Annotated in this window: 14 protein-coding genes; 9 read left to right on the plus strand and 5 right to left on the minus strand. The window is 46.0% G+C overall.

From position 1 onward, the window contains the following. Positions 1-233: 233 nt before the first annotated feature. From QUB26_RS24055 to QUB26_RS24065, 3 genes are all read left to right on the plus strand, one after another. Entirely contained in the window at positions 234-1,913 is a 1,680-nt protein-coding gene (locus tag QUB26_RS24055) for an AarF/ABC1/UbiB kinase family protein (RefSeq protein WP_333245451.1), read from the plus strand. Positions 1,914-2,265: 352 nt separating this feature from the next. Beyond that, complete coding sequence (gene galT / locus QUB26_RS24060; RefSeq protein WP_333245434.1) at positions 2,266-3,354, plus strand: galactose-1-phosphate uridylyltransferase; 1,089 nt, start codon at positions 2,266-2,268, stop codon at positions 3,352-3,354. Between the two features lie 151 nt (positions 3,355-3,505). Then, on the plus strand, positions 3,506-4,618 hold the full coding sequence (locus QUB26_RS24065; RefSeq protein WP_333245437.1) for a M24 family metallopeptidase: 1,113 nt from the start codon (positions 3,506-3,508) through the stop codon (positions 4,616-4,618). Positions 4,619-5,009: 391 nt separating this feature from the next. On the opposite strand, the gene QUB26_RS24070 is transcribed toward QUB26_RS24065, so the two are convergent. From QUB26_RS24070 to QUB26_RS24080, 3 genes are all read right to left on the minus strand, one after another. Then, entirely contained in the window at positions 5,010-5,261 is a 252-nt protein-coding gene (locus tag QUB26_RS24070; RefSeq protein WP_242725377.1) for a TIGR02450 family Trp-rich protein, read from the minus strand. A gap of 769 nt (positions 5,262-6,030) precedes the next feature. Continuing rightward, positions 6,031-6,255, minus strand: a complete 225-nt coding sequence (locus tag QUB26_RS24075; RefSeq protein WP_006635912.1) for a hypothetical protein — start codon at positions 6,253-6,255, stop codon at positions 6,031-6,033. Positions 6,256-7,742: 1,487 nt separating this feature from the next. After that, positions 7,743-9,575: a peptidase C14 gene (locus tag QUB26_RS24080; protein WP_333245440.1), complete on the minus strand. Its 1,833-nt coding sequence runs from the start codon at positions 9,573-9,575 to the stop codon at positions 7,743-7,745. A gap of 282 nt (positions 9,576-9,857) precedes the next feature. On the opposite strand from QUB26_RS24080, the gene QUB26_RS24085 reads away from it, so the two are divergent. The 5 genes from QUB26_RS24085 to QUB26_RS24105 all read left to right on the plus strand — a co-directional run bounded on the left by QUB26_RS24085 (position 9,858) and on the right by QUB26_RS24105 (position 13,683). Further along, entirely contained in the window at positions 9,858-10,559 is a 702-nt protein-coding gene (locus QUB26_RS24085; RefSeq protein ID WP_333057681.1) for a V4R domain-containing protein, read from the plus strand. Positions 10,560-10,653: 94 nt separating this feature from the next. Then, positions 10,654-10,920 carry a hypothetical protein gene (locus QUB26_RS24090; RefSeq protein WP_333057683.1) on the plus strand — a complete coding sequence of 89 codons (267 nt, stop codon included), beginning with the start codon at positions 10,654-10,656 and terminating at the stop codon, positions 10,918-10,920. A 170-nt stretch (positions 10,921-11,090) separates the two neighbouring features. Further along, the gene (locus tag QUB26_RS24095; RefSeq protein ID WP_333057685.1) at positions 11,091-11,561 is read left to right on the plus strand and encodes a phycobilisome protein; all 471 of its coding nucleotides are present in this window, start codon (positions 11,091-11,093) and stop codon (positions 11,559-11,561) included. A gap of 50 nt (positions 11,562-11,611) precedes the next feature. After that, on the plus strand, positions 11,612-12,274 hold the full coding sequence (locus tag QUB26_RS24100) for a V4R domain-containing protein (RefSeq protein WP_333057688.1): 663 nt from the start codon (positions 11,612-11,614) through the stop codon (positions 12,272-12,274). Between the two features lie 242 nt (positions 12,275-12,516). Next, a complete protein-coding gene (locus QUB26_RS24105; RefSeq protein ID WP_333245442.1) occupies positions 12,517-13,683 on the plus strand; it encodes a pentapeptide repeat-containing protein in 1,167 nt (388 codons plus the stop codon). Between the two features lie 17 nt (positions 13,684-13,700). Here QUB26_RS24105 and QUB26_RS24110 read toward each other — a convergent pair whose 3' ends face one another. After that, the gene (locus QUB26_RS24110) at positions 13,701-14,171 is read right to left on the minus strand and encodes a phycobilisome protein (RefSeq protein WP_333245446.1); all 471 of its coding nucleotides are present in this window, start codon (positions 14,169-14,171) and stop codon (positions 13,701-13,703) included. A 38-nt stretch (positions 14,172-14,209) separates the two neighbouring features. Further along, positions 14,210-14,692, minus strand: coding sequence for a 2Fe-2S iron-sulfur cluster-binding protein (locus QUB26_RS24115; RefSeq protein WP_333057691.1), 483 nt, complete (start codon positions 14,690-14,692; stop codon positions 14,210-14,212). Between the two features lie 505 nt (positions 14,693-15,197). On the opposite strand from QUB26_RS24115, the gene QUB26_RS24120 reads away from it, so the two are divergent. Beyond that, complete coding sequence (locus QUB26_RS24120) at positions 15,198-17,132, plus strand: serine/threonine-protein kinase (protein WP_333245448.1); 1,935 nt, start codon at positions 15,198-15,200, stop codon at positions 17,130-17,132. The last annotated feature ends 458 nt before the right edge of the window (positions 17,133-17,590 follow it).

The raw sequence follows: 17,590 nt of genomic DNA on the forward strand, positions 1-17,590 counted from the left end.
TTTAGTGAGTACGACTGTCCTCTATTTATTAATTAATCAGGACTGGCATTACTTACTATGAACTTAATTATAATTGTATAGCCGGAGATGATATTACGCAGTATAGACCAAAGAAACTGAGTTTTTTAACTGTTTCAAAGGCCTGCAACCCGTCTTTTCGTACAAGCCGGTTTCTGCGTCCTGGATTGTCCCCTAAAAATTGTCACGGTGCATGGAATTCGATCGCCAATATTATGCTCACAAAAGCTGCACCTAAAACCCTGCGTTGGCAACGTTCTAAATATTCGCCACTGGCACGGCAAATAGACATTTTTGCAGCGGCGGGAAAGTTTATGTTTTTTTTGTGGTGGGACGCACTGCTGCAAAATAATTCGCCTCAAACTAGAAGAATTCGCGCTCATTGGTTGGTCAATACTTTGCTGAATTTAGGCCCGACTTTTATTAAAATCGGCCAGTCTCTCTCGACTCGCGCAGATTTGCTGCCGCTTGAGTATGTCAAGGAACTCGAACAGTTGCAAGATCGGGTTCCTCAGTTTAGTTCCGAAGAGGCGATCGCTCTTGTAGAATCAGAGTTAGGCAAGGATATTTATGCTTTGTACCGCGATTTTGACCCGTCGCCTCTGGCTGCTGCGAGTCTGGGACAGGTGCACAAAGCAAGGCTGCACACCGGGGAAGATGTGATTGTAAAGGTGCAGCGTCCGGGTTTGGAAAGTTTATTTGATTTGGATGTGAAGGCGGTGCGCCAAGTGATGCGTTTTTGCGATCGCTATTTGCCTGGGACGCGCAAATATGACCTGGAATCTATTTATCACGAGTTTTTTAAGATTTTATATCAAGAAATTGACTACCTGCAAGAAGGTAAAAATTCCGATCGCTTTAGCCAGAATTTTCGAGAATATCCTCAGATTATTGTCCCCAAAGTCTACTGGCAATACACTACTAAAAAAGTGCTGACTCTAGAATACGCACCCGGCATTAAGGTGGACGATCGCATTAGTTTAGAGGCGATTGGAGTCGATATTGTGAAGCTCAATCAACTTGGAATTTGCTGTTATTTGAAACAGTTGTTAATTGACGGTTTTTTTCAAGCTGACCCCCATCCGGGAAATTTGGCGGTGACAGAAGATGGTAGCTTGATTTTTTATGATTTTGGGATGATGGCGGAGGTGAAGTCTCTGGCTAAAGACCAAATGGTCAAGACTTTTTTTGCTGTGATGAGAAAGGATACTGACGAGGTACTCAATACTTTAATTACGATCGGCTTAGTTGAGCGGATGCCGGATATGATGCCGGTACGCAGGCTGATTGCTTTCCTGTTGGATAAGTTTATTGATAAGCCGATCGACTTTCAAGCTTTTAATGAAATTAAGAACGAACTTTACATCATGTTTGAGCAGCAACCGTTTCGCTTGCCTGCAGAAATGATGTTTATTGTCAAGTCAGTCACGACTCTCGACGGCATTGCTAGAACTCTCGACCCTGACTATAATTTCCTAGCATCCGCTCAGCCTTTTGTCAAGAGTATTGCGGTGAGCAAGGGGCGGGGAAATGCGATCGGAGAATTGGCAAGGCAAGCGCGAAGTTTTATTACATATAAGTTACGACAGCCGAGCAAATCGCAAGTTTATCTCAACCGTTTGGAGCAGCGAATTGAAGAGGGCGAACTGCAAATTAGAGTGCGAAATCTAGAGAGCGAAAGAGCCTTGAAACGCATTAATTTAGCCCTGAAAACTCTAATTTTCGCTTGTTTGACTGGTTTTGTCTTTTTGTCGGGTGCAGTGCTGCTAGTGGGCGGATATCAAACGGGGGCGATCGCAGCTTTTGCGGTTTCGGGATTCGGCGGCTTGTTTGTGTTGCGCTCGTTGTTAGACTTGTTGGTTAAGGAAAAGCTCGATCGAATGGTCGAGCGATAAATATACTGGGTAATTGGGAATTGCGATCGTAAGCTGCTACGCATTTAAATTGAATCCCGATCCGAGCTCTCCAGCCCGTTCTACAATAGCAGACGATCGGCTGAGGTTGGTACTGCAAACTAAGGATCGCGAATTAAATAATTTACACAATGAAAGTGGGTTTGGCGTCCCGTCCGGCCTTTCTGGACGGGCGGGACGCCCATCCCACAAGAACCATCACGCATTCTAAGTTATTTAATTCTCATTCCTAAACTTGTTAAAATAATTTGCGACTTTAGGTAGGGGCAGATTCTCAAAACACGAAGTTATACTCCTAACATATATTAAACGCGATCGCCCGCCCCTACAAAAAATGTACGCCCAAACATTGCTAAAACCAGACGGCCGCCCACTCACACTGTACAGCCGCTACCCAATCCCAAAAGGTATCGCGGCCGTAAGTCCCAGCAATGAACCCGTAGAGGCAAACCCGCACTTTCGGTGGCATCCTTTGCGGGGGGAATGGGTAGCATACGCCAGCCACCGTCAGGGAAGAACTTTCATGCCGCCGCCGGAATACAACCCGCTGGCTGCTACAATTAACCCTAAGTTTCCGACAGAATTGCCGCCGGGAGATTACGATGTAGCAGTGTTTGACAACCGCTTTCCCTCGCTGACTTTGCAAGCAAAAAACGCACCTGCAAATATTGTCGAAACTTTGCCAGCTAAAGGCATTTGCGAAGTCGTGGTTTTCACTCAAGATCCGCTGGCTTCCCTCGGTTCTTTGGAGTTATCTCATTTGGAATTATTGTTAGAAGTATGGGCCGATCGCACTTCAGTTATTGGCAGCAATCCCGAAATTGAATACGTCTTGCCCTTTGAAAATCGCGGCGTCGAAGTCGGAGTAACTTTGCACCATCCCCACGGTCAAATTTACGCTTATCCATTCGTGCCCCCGGTGCCCGCACGGATGTTAGAATGTCAATCGGTTTACTATCAAAAAAACGGTAGCGGTTTGCTGCAAGATTTGATTCAAAAAGAGATTTCCGACAACCAGCGAATTATTTATTTAGACGAAGAGGCGATCGCCTTTGTCCCCGCTTGTGCTCGCTACCCTTACGAAGTGTGGATTGCCCCGATCGCCCCCGCTGCTACATTTGTCGATTTGACGGAAAAACAGCGGCAATCACTCGCTAAGGCCTTAAAAACAGTCACCCTCAAATACGACGGTTTGTGGCATCGCCCCTTCCCTTATTTGATGGCTTGGTTTCAAGGGCCCACCGACGGGAAACCCCACCCAGAAGCGCATTTGCACGCCCAATTTTATCCGCCCTATCGATCGAGCGATCGCTTAAAATACCTAGCAGGAACCGAACTCGCCGCCGGAATGTTTGCCAACGACGCTTTACCCGAAGAAAAAGCTAAAGAATTGCAAGCAGTATCTATCGATTTTAGATTTTAGATTTTAGATTTTAGATTTTAGAGATTGTAGATTTTAGATTTAGCAAATGTTAACTAAAATCAGTGATTTTCTTCCTTCTTCCTTCTTCCTTCCCCCCTTCTGGGGCAGGGGGAGTTGACTTCTTCCTTCTTCCTTCTTCCTTATTTCCTATATGATAAACTCATTAAACCCAGAAGTTGAAAGCAAACTCGAATTCATCCGCAAAGCCTTAACCGAAACAAAAGCGAGATCCCTTCGCTTGCGAGGTACAGACTGGTTTGCCTGGGCCACAGCCGGCGGTTCCCATACAGTATTGCTAACCGCAGAAACCGGAGTTGCAGAACTTTTAATTACCGCCGAAAACGCTTGGGTTCTCACCGATGAAATCGAAGCTCAACGCTTGCAAGATGAAGAATTGCCAACCAACTTTCAAATGCACATCTATCCTTGGGCTGATGTTGCACAGCGCGAAGCTTTTGTCAAACAAATTACTGGTGGCGGTAACGTCATGAGCGATCGGCCAACTTCCCAAGAAACGCCAATAATCGCATCTTTACAATCCCGCAAACAGACAATGATGTCAAGCGAATTAGATCGATACCGACGAGTCGGGCGTTTAGCCAGCGAAGCGATGACAGAGGTACTTTCCGCCGCCAAACCCACATGGACAGAATATCAGCTAGCGGGAGCCGGTGCAGAGGCTTTGTGGGCGAGAGGTTTGCATCCAGCCCTGACATTAGTTGCTGGAGAAAGGCGTTTGCCACTGTACCGCCACGCCACAGCAACCGCCGAACAAATTGGACGACAAGCAATGTTAGTATTTTGCGCGAGGGGATGGGGTTTGTATGCCAATTTAACTAGATTTGTCTGTTTCGATTTTCTGGGCGAAAAGCATTCAGAGTTGCACCGAAAAGTCAGAGAAATTGAAGCAGCGGCGCTCAATTTTTGTCGGCCGGGAGTAACGCTGAATGCGGTTTATGATACCCTTAAAACTGCTTACGAAGAGCACGGATATCCTCAAGCAATTGCGGAACACCATCAAGGTGGAACTACCGGATATTTGGCGCGGGAAATTGTTGCGAATCCGGCTACTTCAGATATTTTGGCAGAAAATATGGCTGTGGCTTGGAATCCGAGTTTGTCGGGAGCAAAAATTGAGGATACGTTTGTAATTCACAGCGATGGAACGTTGGAAAATTTGACTTTTGATCCGAATTGGCCGAGTGTTGAAGTAGCGGGAAGGTTGCGCCCTGTGCCGCTGGAAATATGGGACGATCGACCTTAGTCAATCTCAAGCAGTACCGAGCGATGACAAACGCGCTGCAAACTTTTAGATGGAATTTATCTGGCGGCTTCTGTCATTTGGCTTAATTTAGTTAATCGGTAGGGTGTGTCGTTCCTTCATATTTGATAAATATGGCAGATTGACGGGTGGCGACGCACCAAACAGCAGGCGATCGCTCTTCTTGTGTTTACCACATATACATGGAATATGCTGTATGATTTTTCCCACCTAATTACTGAAGCAAAAACGCAGCTACATAAGGGTTTCCCGAACTTGTAGTCATGTAAAAGATTTTTCAAAACCGGGAAAGTGTCACTCCGTATTGGTTTGAATCGGAACGATAGCAGCAGGCGAGGGAACTTCCCCTCTCTCTACCCCACAGCCCTGTCTTTTAGTCGGCAGTTTCTAATTCCTCTAATTCTTGCGTAGACTGCCATCCAGCTTGCCAGAGCGATCGGTCTTTGAGCTGTGCGGCGTTCAGCCAAAAACGCACATTTGGATCGCAAGCCGCCACCATTTCTGCAAATACCCATTTACCTTCGTTTTTTCGGTTGACCACTTGAAAGTGTCGCCACCCCCAAGTTTTTTGGTGTGAAGTCCATCGGGAACCAACTAAATAAGGAAATTTTTGTTTTTTGCTCACAGTATTTTTGTGGAAAAATATATTAGAAAGCAAGTGAATTGTAATATAGCCATCCTAAATCCTTTGTGTCATTCTTGTAGGGGCAAACCCCCCGTGGTTGCCCCATGAGGCCAGGGTAGGCAAAGAAAGGTACTATCCCCTACATCTTGGTACGACTCCTGCAAGGATTGCTATAACTCGTTCTGTTTGATGATATTAATTCCCTATCAAAAGTCGTCCAATCCTCTCCCCCTCTCCCCTTCTCTCCCTCCCATCTCGAACATACCAAATAATATAGAGCCACTGCTGCTTACACGAGAGTTCACATAAACTCTATCTACAAGTAGATGCGTTTATTGTAACTTGCAACAGTTTCGCATCTGGTTCAAAAGTAAGGGCAGTTCAATGACTGCCCCTGTAATTAGTTATACCTATTGAATAGGATAATTTTTCAGGCGATCCACAAATAGCCTATTTATCCAATACCAGCTACATCGTGAATCTCAAATCTAAAAGCAAATAACCCAGGTTATAGTTGTGCAGAATAATCCTTTCTGTGAAACTTACTCAAATCTACTTTTAGAGCAGGTTTGACGTTCACTTCCTGCTTCTACCAAGGCGGTCGGCCGCTTCTTGTCCACAGGCGTGTTTTCGAGCCCAACTTTCCCTACAAACATTTTTTCAATCTTCATCGTGTTTCATTGATCCTGTACAGCTCAATAAAAACGCACTTTTAGGTAAGATTGACTAATTTCTTTGATTCTGTCGCTACCTCTTGATTACTTCCCTGTTAAGGCTTTTGGCCTGATAAGTCCAGAGGAAGTTGGGGAAGTCGGAGGCGAACCGCATTTGTTTGCAGCCAGAGAGTAATAGCGTGCTTCCGTTGCGGAGTCACGTACTCTCCTGGTCGGATCACGCCAGCACAGACGCCGATGTTTTTAATAAGGGTTTCTCGCTCCGATGAACTTGCACCCTGTAGCAACCTGACTTGGGCTTTGATAAAATCCACGTTCATAGCTGAAAGTAAAAGTAAGTAAAGAACTCAGTTAAATAGCGATGCTTTGATTCCGATTGTAACTCTAAAACCACTTGGTATGAATCAAATTGATTCAACATCCCCAGGATGGGGATCGGCGCGTCTAGAGCTAGCCAACTTTATTTACTTTATCTGTTTTTGCTAGCAAAAGTGTCACTATGCTAGCAGTTTTGGCAGAATTCTTTATAGTTAAGAACTGTTACAAATTTGGCTCGATTTCCACAATACGGCAGAGTTTAGTGCTAACGCTACTTTCCTGACCTCAAAAAGTTCAGCCTTGTCTCCAACTCCTTGCCTTCCTAGGTTTTAGACTCCCCGATTGGGAAGCGATGGCTCCGGGAACATTCCTATTCGATCGCCCCTCTTAACACCCCGACACTGCCACATCACCCTATTGATTTAGCTCGTCCTGTAGACTTAGCTGTGGACTATAACTTTAGGCATACGTGTTGTTACCGGGGCTACAATAACCGAGCAAGTTTTTATTCTTGTTTCTCAAGGAAATATTTTTTGGATTTTCTTGCAAAGCCCTTATTTGTGTTAATTAAGGCAGCTTTGTGATCTCCGGGCCAACGAAGACTCGCAGCTTGCGAATCCAGATATTTTGTGCTGTGTGGCGGTGAATATGTTTCCTGAATTCATTGGGGGCGATCGCACGTCCGCGAGAATTGTCAGTAACGGCTCATTTTGTATAATTCATAACAGATAGGTCACTGTTCATAATTTAAAAACAGTACAAGTTTAAACAGTCTTCCATCCGTCGATCGCTCCTAATAGTCTACCAAAATCGATAAAAAAAATTAACTGTGCATAGCCGATTTTTATGACGATTTTGCCCGATTAATTTGCATTAGGTAGCAATTATATGTAGCAAACCTTCTTACTAAATTAAGTTAAAAAAATATAACTTAATCTGATAATCACAAGTAATTAAACATACTGATTTTTTTCTAAATTTCAAATAAAAGCTATTTATTCATGATTTATTTATCATTTTTTAACTATCTTTATAGCCATCTTTTTTGTTAGAAAAATATTTTTTGACGGTAGAGGAGTCGGCTCAGGAAACTCTAAACGTGAATTTAAAATATTAATTAATCGGCGTTGCAAAATTTGAAGATTATTGTGGGGAGTAGGGTTGGGCGTCCCGCCTGCTGTGAAAATACACGCCTTCGGTCTCATGGCCCCATCACAAAAAACATTAAAATCATCCCCCTATTATGCAACCCTCATTAACCAGCTCATACGATATCTTTCACTATACAAAAACGCACCGACCAGCCAACAGATAAAAACCCCTCCCGCAGAAGCTGGGAGGGGAAATGGCGAATAAAATTATTGGTTTTAAATTATCGATATGTAGGTCTCTTTTTTCAGTATCAAGAGGTATCGATCTAGCCAACGACTAATGTTGGTCAGTCGCTAAAATAATTTCCCGGTGGGAAACCGAGAAATTATCAACTAAATCAACTTTTTTTCTGCTGGCGTTGGAGCTTAGTTTTCCAATTGGCGATATCCTTCTGAGCCGGCTGATAACTCTTAGTACCCGACGGCACCAGCGAAGCAGCTTCAACTGCCTCTTTCAGCTTTCCTTGAGAGCCACGCAACTGAGCAATTTTGAGAATACTTTCGCTCCACTCTCCAATTAACTGTTGAGCTTCTTCATACTTCGGCTGACCTGGCTCAATTTTATTAGCTTGCTGGATGCCTTTACTGTAAGAAGAGGCAACCCCCCGCTTAATTTGACCCTTAGCAGCCGATAGCAAAGCAGCATTTACATCCTGGTCTTTGGATAGCTCCTCCCACTGAGCGATCGCCTGTTTCGACTGATTGTAAACAGGCTTATTGACATCCGGCATTAATTTAGCCGCCCCGATCGCCCCCTGGAAATCGCCCCGAGCAGCCCGCCCGTTAGCTATATCCAAAATCGTTAAACTCCAGCGCTCAATATCCTGCTGAGCCTGCGGGTAGAGCGGATCGCTAGCCGGAATCGTTCGAGCCTTAACCACCGCTTTATTAAAACTAGAAGCCGAACCATCCTTAAGGAAAGTTTTCGCCTCAGCCCACACCTGCTGGCTCGACGGTGGCTGCTTGGTTCCAGCCCCTGCTTGCACCGCCCGCGGTTGGTTCTGAGACCCCCCAGTACCAGTAGATTGTTGAGATCCAGAGTTTTGGGCATTTTCAGCAGGCGATCGAGGATCTCCTTCCTGCTGACCAATAAAAATTGATCTGTTCGTCACAAAAACACCCAACAGCAACACCAAAGCCGTAGCGGAACTCCACAAAACTAGCTGCTGCAAAAATGACTTATCCGACCCCCCTTTATCTTCATCCTCCGGCTTTTGCAAGTTCGGTCGATCGCCTCCCCCATCAGCAGGAACCACGGCCTTCGGCTGCGACACAGGCGGCATCTCAACCGACGAATCCTGAGCGTTGCGAACTGCAGGAGGCAGATCCATTCGATCCCTAGCCGTCGCCATTTGCGGGCGATCTAACCCATCAGCCGTACCAACCGTCATATTGCCGTTGCGTCCGGCCAACGCAGCCGTTGGTACCCCTACATCGGGCAAAATCACCAAATTAGCCTTTCCTGGAGGATTCACCACCATCAAAGGTTCTTGTTTCGGACGCAAATGGTGGTCACACAGCTCCGGCAGTCGATCGCTCAAAAAACGGTCTAAACCCTTAATCGTCATGCACTGTCCCGAGCGTAGCCCCTCCAAAAGCGCCGTCGTAAAAAACCCCTGACGCAAAGCCGAAGTTTCCCGCGAAACTTGATTTGGGCGGCAAGAAAGCACCGTTGGGATTTCCAGTTCCCGCGCCAGATCGACCGTTTGAGAGCCGATCGTTTCCCCCGCTTTCAAAATCTGGCTGCGGTTCATATCAACCAGCACCAACACCGTTTCCGTAGGAGCGTTTTTCAGAGTATTCAACAGCAACTCTACCGGAATCCCCGTACCCTTAATGTCAGCCGGATTGCCGTCAATCGGCATCAAATAATCCTTACCTTCATAGCTGACACCGTAGCCGCTAAAAAAACACCAGAGTAAATCTCCCTTTTGCACATGTTCCCCGCAGAGGCTTTGGGTCAATCTCAGAATATTTTCCCGATTTGGATATGTAGATTGACCCCACAGCGACGGCGAGCTATCGGTCATCAGCAGACATCCCTCCGGCGCAAAACCCGCATCCTCAGTCAAAAAACCGTACAATGCCTCTGCATCCTCTTGGGCATAACTCAAAGGCTGGAGTAACTGATATTGATTGATGCCTATTGCAATACAAGCGTGATTTTTCATCCCCATATGCCCTATATATATAGTGGACTGCTTGCACAAAACGATAACACATAGCCGCTGAAGGTTATACCCACTTTCGCCAGCACTCAGAGAGCAGTTGTCCGAAGGCAGAACTCCCAACAAGCGCCCAAATTTAGCATCCTAGAAATTTTAATTTTTATATTGCAGTAAAAAATTCTCCCCTGTGTCTACCTTTAGAAAAATAAAGTTAAATTGGATACACAGGCCAGTCTATTTGACTCTAATTTTCACCAAACTACATCAAAAAGGAATAACCCGCCAATGGTCTCTACCGCCAAAAAAGAAATCTCCCCCCACAGCGAATCGTTACTAAAGCAACATCATCCTAAAACTCATAGCCACTATAGATTTCAGGATTTTTTTGCCTTCGATCGCCAGATGGGTACAATTGACGACTGGAACGAGTCGCGCAACATTTTTACAAGCGAAGACTTCATTATTGGTTTGGTGGAGGGACTCGAAGAAGAAGTCGGCCCTGCGTCCTCTGTCATCATGTATACTATTGGTTGCCAATGGGGACTCCAAGATTCCGAATTTTTTCAAAAATGGTTTAGTGCCGAATACAGCCAGAACATTCGCCAGTCAAATCTCATGTTTCTGCTAGAAACTTGGTGGTGGCCTTTCACAGCTCAAGGTTGGGGTCGCTGGGAAGTGGACATGAGCGATCGCAAACACGGCTGTATCTTCATCAACCTTTTTGACTCAGCAGTTGCTCGAACTTTGGGCGACGTAGGCAAACCGGTTTGTCACCTATACGCCGGTTTGTTCGCCGGTTTCTTTGGCTCTTTAGTCAAAAAGCCTCTGAGCTGCATAGAACTCCAATGTTACTCAATGGGAGAAACCTATTGCAAGTTTCTGCTTGGCAACCCAGATAAAATTGATGCAGCAGCATTCTGGCTCAACGAAGGTGCCAACGCCCGCGATATTCAAAATCGACTGCAACACGGTGAAATATTGCGGTAAACAACCTGGAAAGGCACATTCCCTGCCCTGCCTTTCCTCCCACCAATTTCGCGATCGAAAGTGCAATGGTGGATTTCTCCAGGCAGGAAGAAAGATGAAAAGTCAAACTTCATGGTTGGGCCAATCCGTCCAAGAATTCTTTGGTCACTATAATTGGCTGGGAAAATCTTTAGAAACCCCAACTGGCTCGAACCCCGGTCAACTTCTGAGTTTAACCCAGCCAGTAGCAGACTTTTTTCAAGCTATTTCTTGGGAAGGAATTCCGGAAGTAGGTGCCCTACCCCTACCGCCACCCTTGCCAGTAATTTCTATTACTGAACAAGCAGAAGTCACCATTGATGACCTATTCGATATGTTTTAATCTGTCTAGGGAATAGAACATGAAAAATAGAGCAATCCCTCATCCATCTTCCCTCACCTCTCTTTTCTCATCCTTCAAAATCCCTCCGTTAAATCCGTTAAATCCCGTACACTGCTCGTTGCCGAACTTCCTTCCTTTTATCAATTACCGATTACCACTTAATTAAAATCATGCACCCTGAGATTGAGGCGCTGCTGGATCAGGCAGAAAACCGCTTTTTAAAAGGCGAAGAACTCCTAGCTTTTAAGCGTCAAGCTGTAACCCTTGTTCAGCGCTTAAAAATTTACGAATTTTTGCGAGAGAAGGAAGCAAGCATCTTCCAACCAGTAGCCAACCAACTACAAGAAACATTCCCCGACGAAAAACAAGAAACCTTAGAACGATCGCTCAAACACTGGGTGTTAGTCTTGCGGTACTGCGCTATGGCTATGCTGCTGAACGATCAAAATTTTCTCGAACAGCGCCTTGTAGACTGGCTTTCCGGCATAGTCGAAGCCCACCAAACTCAAAAAATCGAAGCAACTGTTTGCAATCTGCTGCAAACTCGTTTAAAAGAATTGCTTTCCGAGCAAGCCAGGGCTATATTGCAACCATTTTTCGACCAAGCACAGTCAATTATTATTGATCAAGGTAATAAATAATCAGCTTTCTTCCCAATTTCCAATTCCCGATTCCCAATTCCCAATTCCCGATGATTAATATTGCCGACTTACTCAAACAGCCCCGACTCCCTGGAAACTACTTTGCCAGCGATGCCTACGTCCGAGGCGACCTCGAACTCGGCCTCCTCGAAAACCGACGGGGCGATCGGCTCTTAGCACTTCCAGAAACACTGATTCAAGCCATTTATATCGGCTTAGAACAAGAAACAGGTCAAGCCTCCCGCCTCGTGCTTTTCAACTGCGGTCGCTGGTGGGGTAAAAACTTCTACGTGCGTTTTTGCGAAGAAGTCAGCGAATACTACGGTCAGCCAGTTTCTGAAATGGAAATGGTAGAATTTCTTCAGTCCTTACAGCAGTGTTGGAAAACTCATGGATGGGGAACATTTGATCTAGACCCCAGCTATTCCGAACATGGATTCTTAATAGTAAAAATTGCTAACTCTCTTTTTGCTAAAACAGCCCCCAAGTCTAAGCGACCAGCCTGTTTTTTAGAAGCAGGTATTTTAAGTTCGTTCTTTAGTCAGCTTACGGGTCGAGAACTTCACTGCCTGCAAACATCCTGCGAATCATTGGGTTCGGACTGCAACCGCTTTATTTTAGGGCTGCGCGATCGCCTCCAACCAGCAGATTCTATGGTCGAAGAAGGAAAAGACCATGAAGCTATTATCACTCAACTTTTCCAAAAAAACTGACTTATTTGACAGCTATTACTTTGTTTCTAATAGCTGTCAAAATTAAGTTTTGGTAGTCAGATTATCCACCGTATCATCAAAACTGTGAGTTAAATTATAAAAAATATCCTAAGTCAAGAAACTAGGTTTTAGCAATTTAAATAAAACCTGATTATAACTAGCAGCAAGAAAATTCATAACTTACTCTAGAAATTCCTAAAATTTAAAAGCCATCAAAACCTCAAATATTTTGCTAGAACTTAATGGACGCCAATGAACTTCTAACTCGATATGCAGCCGGCGAAAGAGATTTTAGACTGGCAAATCTGCGCGGCATTGTGTTGAGTCCGATCGATTTATACCGTTCCAGCGATGCCCCAACTCTAATTTTGGCAAACCTCAACCAACACCAGCAACGACCCTACTTAATCGGTGCTAACCTCAGCGGGGCAGACCTCACCAAAGCCCATCTGAGTCGAGCCAACCTCAGCAAAGCTGACCTCAGCGGAGCCAATCTCACCGGCGCCAACCTCATGGCAGCCAGTCTGAGTGGAGCCAATCTCATCGGAGCCAATCTCACCGGCGCCAACCTAGCCGGATCTCATCTGAATTGGGCAAACCTGACCGGAGCAATTCTTCCCAATGCTAATCTCATAGGTGCAGATATGAGCGCCGCTAACCTCACCAAAGCCGTTCTCACTCAGGCCAATCTCAGTAAAGCCTATCTGATTAAATCCAATCTCAACGGAGCAAACTTCAAAGATGCTTACTTAAGTCTAGCGAGTCTGAAAGAGGCAGACTTGACCGAAGCACAACTCACCGGAGCCGAATTATCCAAAGCCAACCTAGCCGGAGCCAACTTAACCCGTGCTAACCTCAGCAAAGCCAACCTGTTGAAAGCAAATCTCAGGCGAACTAACCTCACTCAAGCCTATTTAAACGGCGCGTGCTTGAGCGGATCAGACCTTAGCGAAGCTTGCTTGGATAGAGCCAATTTGTGCAAAGCAGACCTCAGCAAAACCTACCTGAGAAACATTACTTTGAACGGCAGCCACTTAAGCGGTATTAACCTCAGCGGGGCCGATCTGGGCGGTGTAGACTTGAGCCGCAAACTTTTAACTGGAATCAATATGGCAGAGGCATTGTTGAACGAAGCCAACTTGAGCGGTGCTTATCTGATGGAAGCTAACTTTAGCGGGGCAAACCTCAGCAAAGCCAACTTGAGTCTAGCCTACCTGATCAATGCCGACCTGTCTAATTCTTGTCTACATGAAATTAACTTGAGCAAAGCTAACCTGAGTAAAGCCAACTTGCAGAAAGCTGACTTGACAGGAGCCAACCTCCGGGGAGCGATTCTCACTGAGGCGGATTTGACCGGAGCGAAGTTGATTGGAGCCACTCTTCCTAACGGCACAGTTTATCGGCGTTAACTTGTCAACTCCCTTGATTATTTGCCCAGTAAAGTGCGGTTGATGTCCAGAATCGGAAAAAATAGGTTCCTTTCTTCCACCGTGAGATATTGCTTGAGGACCTTTTTCATCACATCATAGGTCACGGTCGCAGTATTTCTAACTTGAACAGCGCCTAAAATAGTTTGCAACCAAAGTAGTAGCCGATCGCGCAACCGTTCAGTATCATTAATCAACAGTGCTGCCGCCGAATGCCTCAACACCCGCACAATATCTCCACGGCACTTTTCAGTCATATCGTTAGCCCCCCGCCGAAATAAACTAGGGTCTAGAGACAGCATTTGTGCTTCCACTTGCCGCATAATTTCTGTTTCAGAGGCTTGAATTTTTTTATAAGCACTCATCCGGTAATTCAAAGACTGAAAGTAGTCTTTCAAAAATTGGAGTTCTTCTGCACTGGCGTACCGTCCGTCTGTTTCCGTGCTCAAACGCGCAAGTTGGCTCAACATAGATTTTTCTCTACTACTAAAATACAAACATATCAGTTTTAAGCTTCTTTAGTGCGAACTAAATACTGTCCTACTTGAAAGCGGGTTTCATTAAGCTGTGTAACGATAGAACGAGTAATTAACTTTCCCGATTCTACAACTACTTGACCCGTAATTGGGTGTAATAAATCTTGCTGGGCCCGGCGGCCGATCAGAGCTTCGACATTTTCAATAGCATTAATGTACATCCCCGCAGGCAACTCTACAACCACACCCTCGCCCATAATTTGAGCCTGACAAGCAAGTCGCGAATTGGCTTTAGCCGTAGTAATGACTTCCAACGTCCTTTTCTCGCGGCGGTTCATGTCCGACAAGCCTTCCATGCCTTCTTTAATGTAAACATGGCAGGTAGCGCACATTCCCCGCCCCCCGCATTCCTTGAGAACGTCTAAGTCTTTGGAAAGTAAGGCAGACAGGATATTCGATCGGGTTTCGACTGCTATTTCCTCCGCAATTGGATCTAGTTTAATAATTTTAACCATATTGATGTTTGCTCCTGTCAAGTTCAGTATTTAGCAAGTTACGATCAACTTATTCAAAGCGCAAAAAAATTTGGCTAACACTCAAAAAGGTTAAGATGCCTTGACGACAGCATCGGCTTCTGCCTCTCTAACCCCTATGGCATAACCGCACTTCTGTTTTTTTGGTCCTATCGCTGTTTCCTCGGCCCGATTCCCCAGCTTAGCCTTGAAAAGCTAAAACCTTAGAAACTTTCTGGAGGGCATTGAAAAAACTGTAATAGTCGCGATCAACTAAAATAGCAGCCACAGGTAGTTCCAGATCGGGTACAGGCATCCGGCAAGATTGATAGTGATTCCGAAGCTCAAGGATTTTAGTAGGTGCGACTGTGCGATCGCTCTCAAGGAGGCTGAGAATGAACCTGAGATAACATAGGCTGTACCTGGCGATCGATTCAAAAATTTGAATTTTTGTCAGAATTATTTACATATTTTAATACTAGCTCAAGCTTTTTCTATAATTAGACCGATGCAACATTCTAAGTACCGCATTTTAGGGCTAGTCGGACAAGGACAATTTGGTCGAGTCTTTTGTGCCAGCGTTCGAGAAGCTCCCGCCCAGGACTCCCGCCTCACCAGCCAACTGGTTGCTCTCAAAGAACTTAGTCATCAAAAAGCCCCAACTAGCGAATTCTTGCGAGAGCTGTGGTTTCTGATCACCTTGCAGCACCCGAACATCGTTACCTGCCGAGCTCTAGAACACACAGCTACAGGCAGGTACTTGGTTATGGACTACTGCGAGGGAGGAACCCTCCGCAACCTACTCAAACAAGACCGCCCCTTGCGTCTGCTCGAAGGTTTACAGCTAGTCATGGAAGTTTTAGCCGGCTTAGACTACGCCCACCGCCGAGGCGTAGTTCACTGCGACATCAAACCCGAAAATATCCTCCTAACTTTAGGGGCCAAAGGTTGGTCGCCCCGGCTGTCTGACTTTGGCATCGCGCGTCGGCTGCCAGAAATAGGTACCACTCGCCTCCACCAAGAACTTTCTCCCGACGCTACCGTAGGTTCCCCTGCTTACATGGCCCCTGAGCGGTTTTACGGTCTTTTTTCCCCGATGTCAGATATATATGCAGTAGGAATTCTGCTGTTTGAATTGCTAATGGGCTACCGCCCTTTCGGGGGAACCCCCGGAGACTTGAGGTGGGCCCACCTCAATCAACGCTTGCAATTTCCAGACGCCATCCCCGAACCTTTGCAAGCAATAGTCAAAAAATCTTTAGAAAAGCTGCCAGCCCGCCGTTTTGCCAGTGCTTCCCAAATGGCTCAAGCTCTGCGGTTGATCATGTACGACCCCGCTGTCAGGCAATTGGGCGACTGCATTATTCCCTGGGAAAATCCCACAAGTGGTGATAAAAGTCTGAAGTCGGAAACTGACTCTTTGCTGGAAGTTGAAGAGGAAAAAGTATCACAGTCGGCTATTAATTTACTTCGGACTGTGCGCTATTCGCTTTCGCAGCCCAAGCCACTGATACTTCCTGCACCGTTGACCGCTTTAATTGCCACTGAAACCTATCTCTATGCTGCTGTAGGTACAGAGGTCAAGGTTTGGTCTCAGCCGGGAAAACAGCTAGTTACAGGAGAAATGTCTACTTCGATTTCATTAATGGCGGAAATCGTGCGCGGCATTTTACCTGTTTCCAACGGCTGCTGCGTTCTCACTCCCCAAAAACTTTACTGGCTCAATGAGCGATCTTGGGAGCCTCAGTGTTTACTGGATATGGGTTTGAGGCAAGGGCCAGATGCTTTAAAAGCTGCTGTAGACTCTCGCGGCAACTGGTTGACAGTAGCGGTTCCCGGCGAACTGCGTTTTTATTCTTTAGCTGGAAACAGCACGGCGGGCGATCAGAAAAAAGCCCTGAAGCTGATCGCTACTGTGCCGTTACCAGAACACTATTTACCAGAATTAATGTTTTTGGATCGGCGACACGTCTTAGCAGTTTGGCCGGATAACGAACCAAAAAATCCCCAAACTATTTTTAGAGTTTACACTCGCCGCGGCACCCCTGTGGGTTCTGTGCGGTTGTCTGCCAGCGTCGGACAGATCCTATTGACACCTGAGCCTTATACTTTGCTGGGAATTCCCCAAGGTGGTAAAGCGGCGGTGCTGTTGATGAAATTGTGGCCGCTCAAGGTAGCGCGAATTCCCCTGGAAAGTTTGCCCGTGTCTGCTTGTGTGGCTAATTGGGGATGGGTATTGGCAGATGTTGGGGGCCAGATAGAAGTGTTAAACAGTCAAGGGATTCAAGTAGGGAATTTTAGCAGCCCCGCCTCACCGCGGGCGATCGCTCCCTGGGGCAATAGAGGTTTGGTGATTGCTGTCAATACTCAGGAAGAGAGTCACTTGCACTTTTTAGATGTAGATGTTGAGGATACCAACTCGCCCTCGATCATCAAAGGCTGATAACTGGCGTAACTGAAGGAGTTTGGGGGTGTAATTCAGGAGAGTGTATTTGCGGGCGATCGATTCCTGGGAGTTCGATCGGGGTTAGAGTACCGTGTCGTGTCAACTTCGGGATTTTGAATCAGAGGAATCGTTAAGGGCGATCGGCTCAATCTGAGATCCAAACCTCCCTCCGTAAAGTCCAAGAAATGCAGACACCACTTACATATATATGACTCATGCACCAGCCTGCTTCTGTCATCCTAAGCCCATGATGCAGCCTCACACCTTACACTCTAACTTTGCCTAACCTCTACTCCAAGTAAGCCCCATCATGTTGAACCACTGAGTCCTTATACCCATGCGCGGGAAATAGTCCGCCCCAAAGCCGTATTTGGGCCCAAAAAAAGACCCCATAGTTAAAAGAGGAGTCAGCCAGGGGATACCGGAGCAGGCGATAAATGTCGAAACCCTTACTG

The organism is Microcoleus sp. B4-C1 (genome assembly GCF_036705285.1).
Taxonomy (GTDB): Bacteria; Cyanobacteriota; Cyanobacteriia; order Cyanobacteriales; family Microcoleaceae; genus Microcoleus.

Bases quoted from the DNA above. Each gene is read 5' to 3' on its own strand.
- QUB26_RS24055 (WP_333245451.1), top strand. From the start codon at position 234: ATGCTCACAAAAGCTGCACCTAAAACCCTGCGTTGGCAACGTTCTAAA.
- galT (WP_333245434.1), top strand. From the start codon at position 2,266: ATGTACGCCCAAACATTGCTAAAACCAGACGGCCGCCCACTCACACTG.
- QUB26_RS24065 (WP_333245437.1), top strand. From the start codon at position 3,506: ATGATAAACTCATTAAACCCAGAAGTTGAAAGCAAACTCGAATTCATC.
- QUB26_RS24075 (WP_006635912.1), bottom strand. From the start codon at position 6,255: ATGAACGTGGATTTTATCAAAGCCCAAGTCAGGTTGCTACAGGGTGCA.
- QUB26_RS24080 (WP_333245440.1), bottom strand. From the start codon at position 9,575: ATGAAAAATCACGCTTGTATTGCAATAGGCATCAATCAATATCAGTTA.
- QUB26_RS24085 (WP_333057681.1), top strand. From the start codon at position 9,858: ATGGTCTCTACCGCCAAAAAAGAAATCTCCCCCCACAGCGAATCGTTA.
- QUB26_RS24090 (WP_333057683.1), top strand. From the start codon at position 10,654: ATGAAAAGTCAAACTTCATGGTTGGGCCAATCCGTCCAAGAATTCTTT.
- QUB26_RS24095 (WP_333057685.1), top strand. From the start codon at position 11,091: ATGCACCCTGAGATTGAGGCGCTGCTGGATCAGGCAGAAAACCGCTTT.
- QUB26_RS24100 (WP_333057688.1), top strand. From the start codon at position 11,612: ATGATTAATATTGCCGACTTACTCAAACAGCCCCGACTCCCTGGAAAC.
- QUB26_RS24105 (WP_333245442.1), top strand. From the start codon at position 12,517: ATGGACGCCAATGAACTTCTAACTCGATATGCAGCCGGCGAAAGAGAT.
- QUB26_RS24110 (WP_333245446.1), bottom strand. From the start codon at position 14,171: ATGTTGAGCCAACTTGCGCGTTTGAGCACGGAAACAGACGGACGGTAC.
- QUB26_RS24115 (WP_333057691.1), bottom strand. From the start codon at position 14,692: ATGGTTAAAATTATTAAACTAGATCCAATTGCGGAGGAAATAGCAGTC.
- QUB26_RS24120 (WP_333245448.1), top strand. From the start codon at position 15,198: ATGCAACATTCTAAGTACCGCATTTTAGGGCTAGTCGGACAAGGACAA.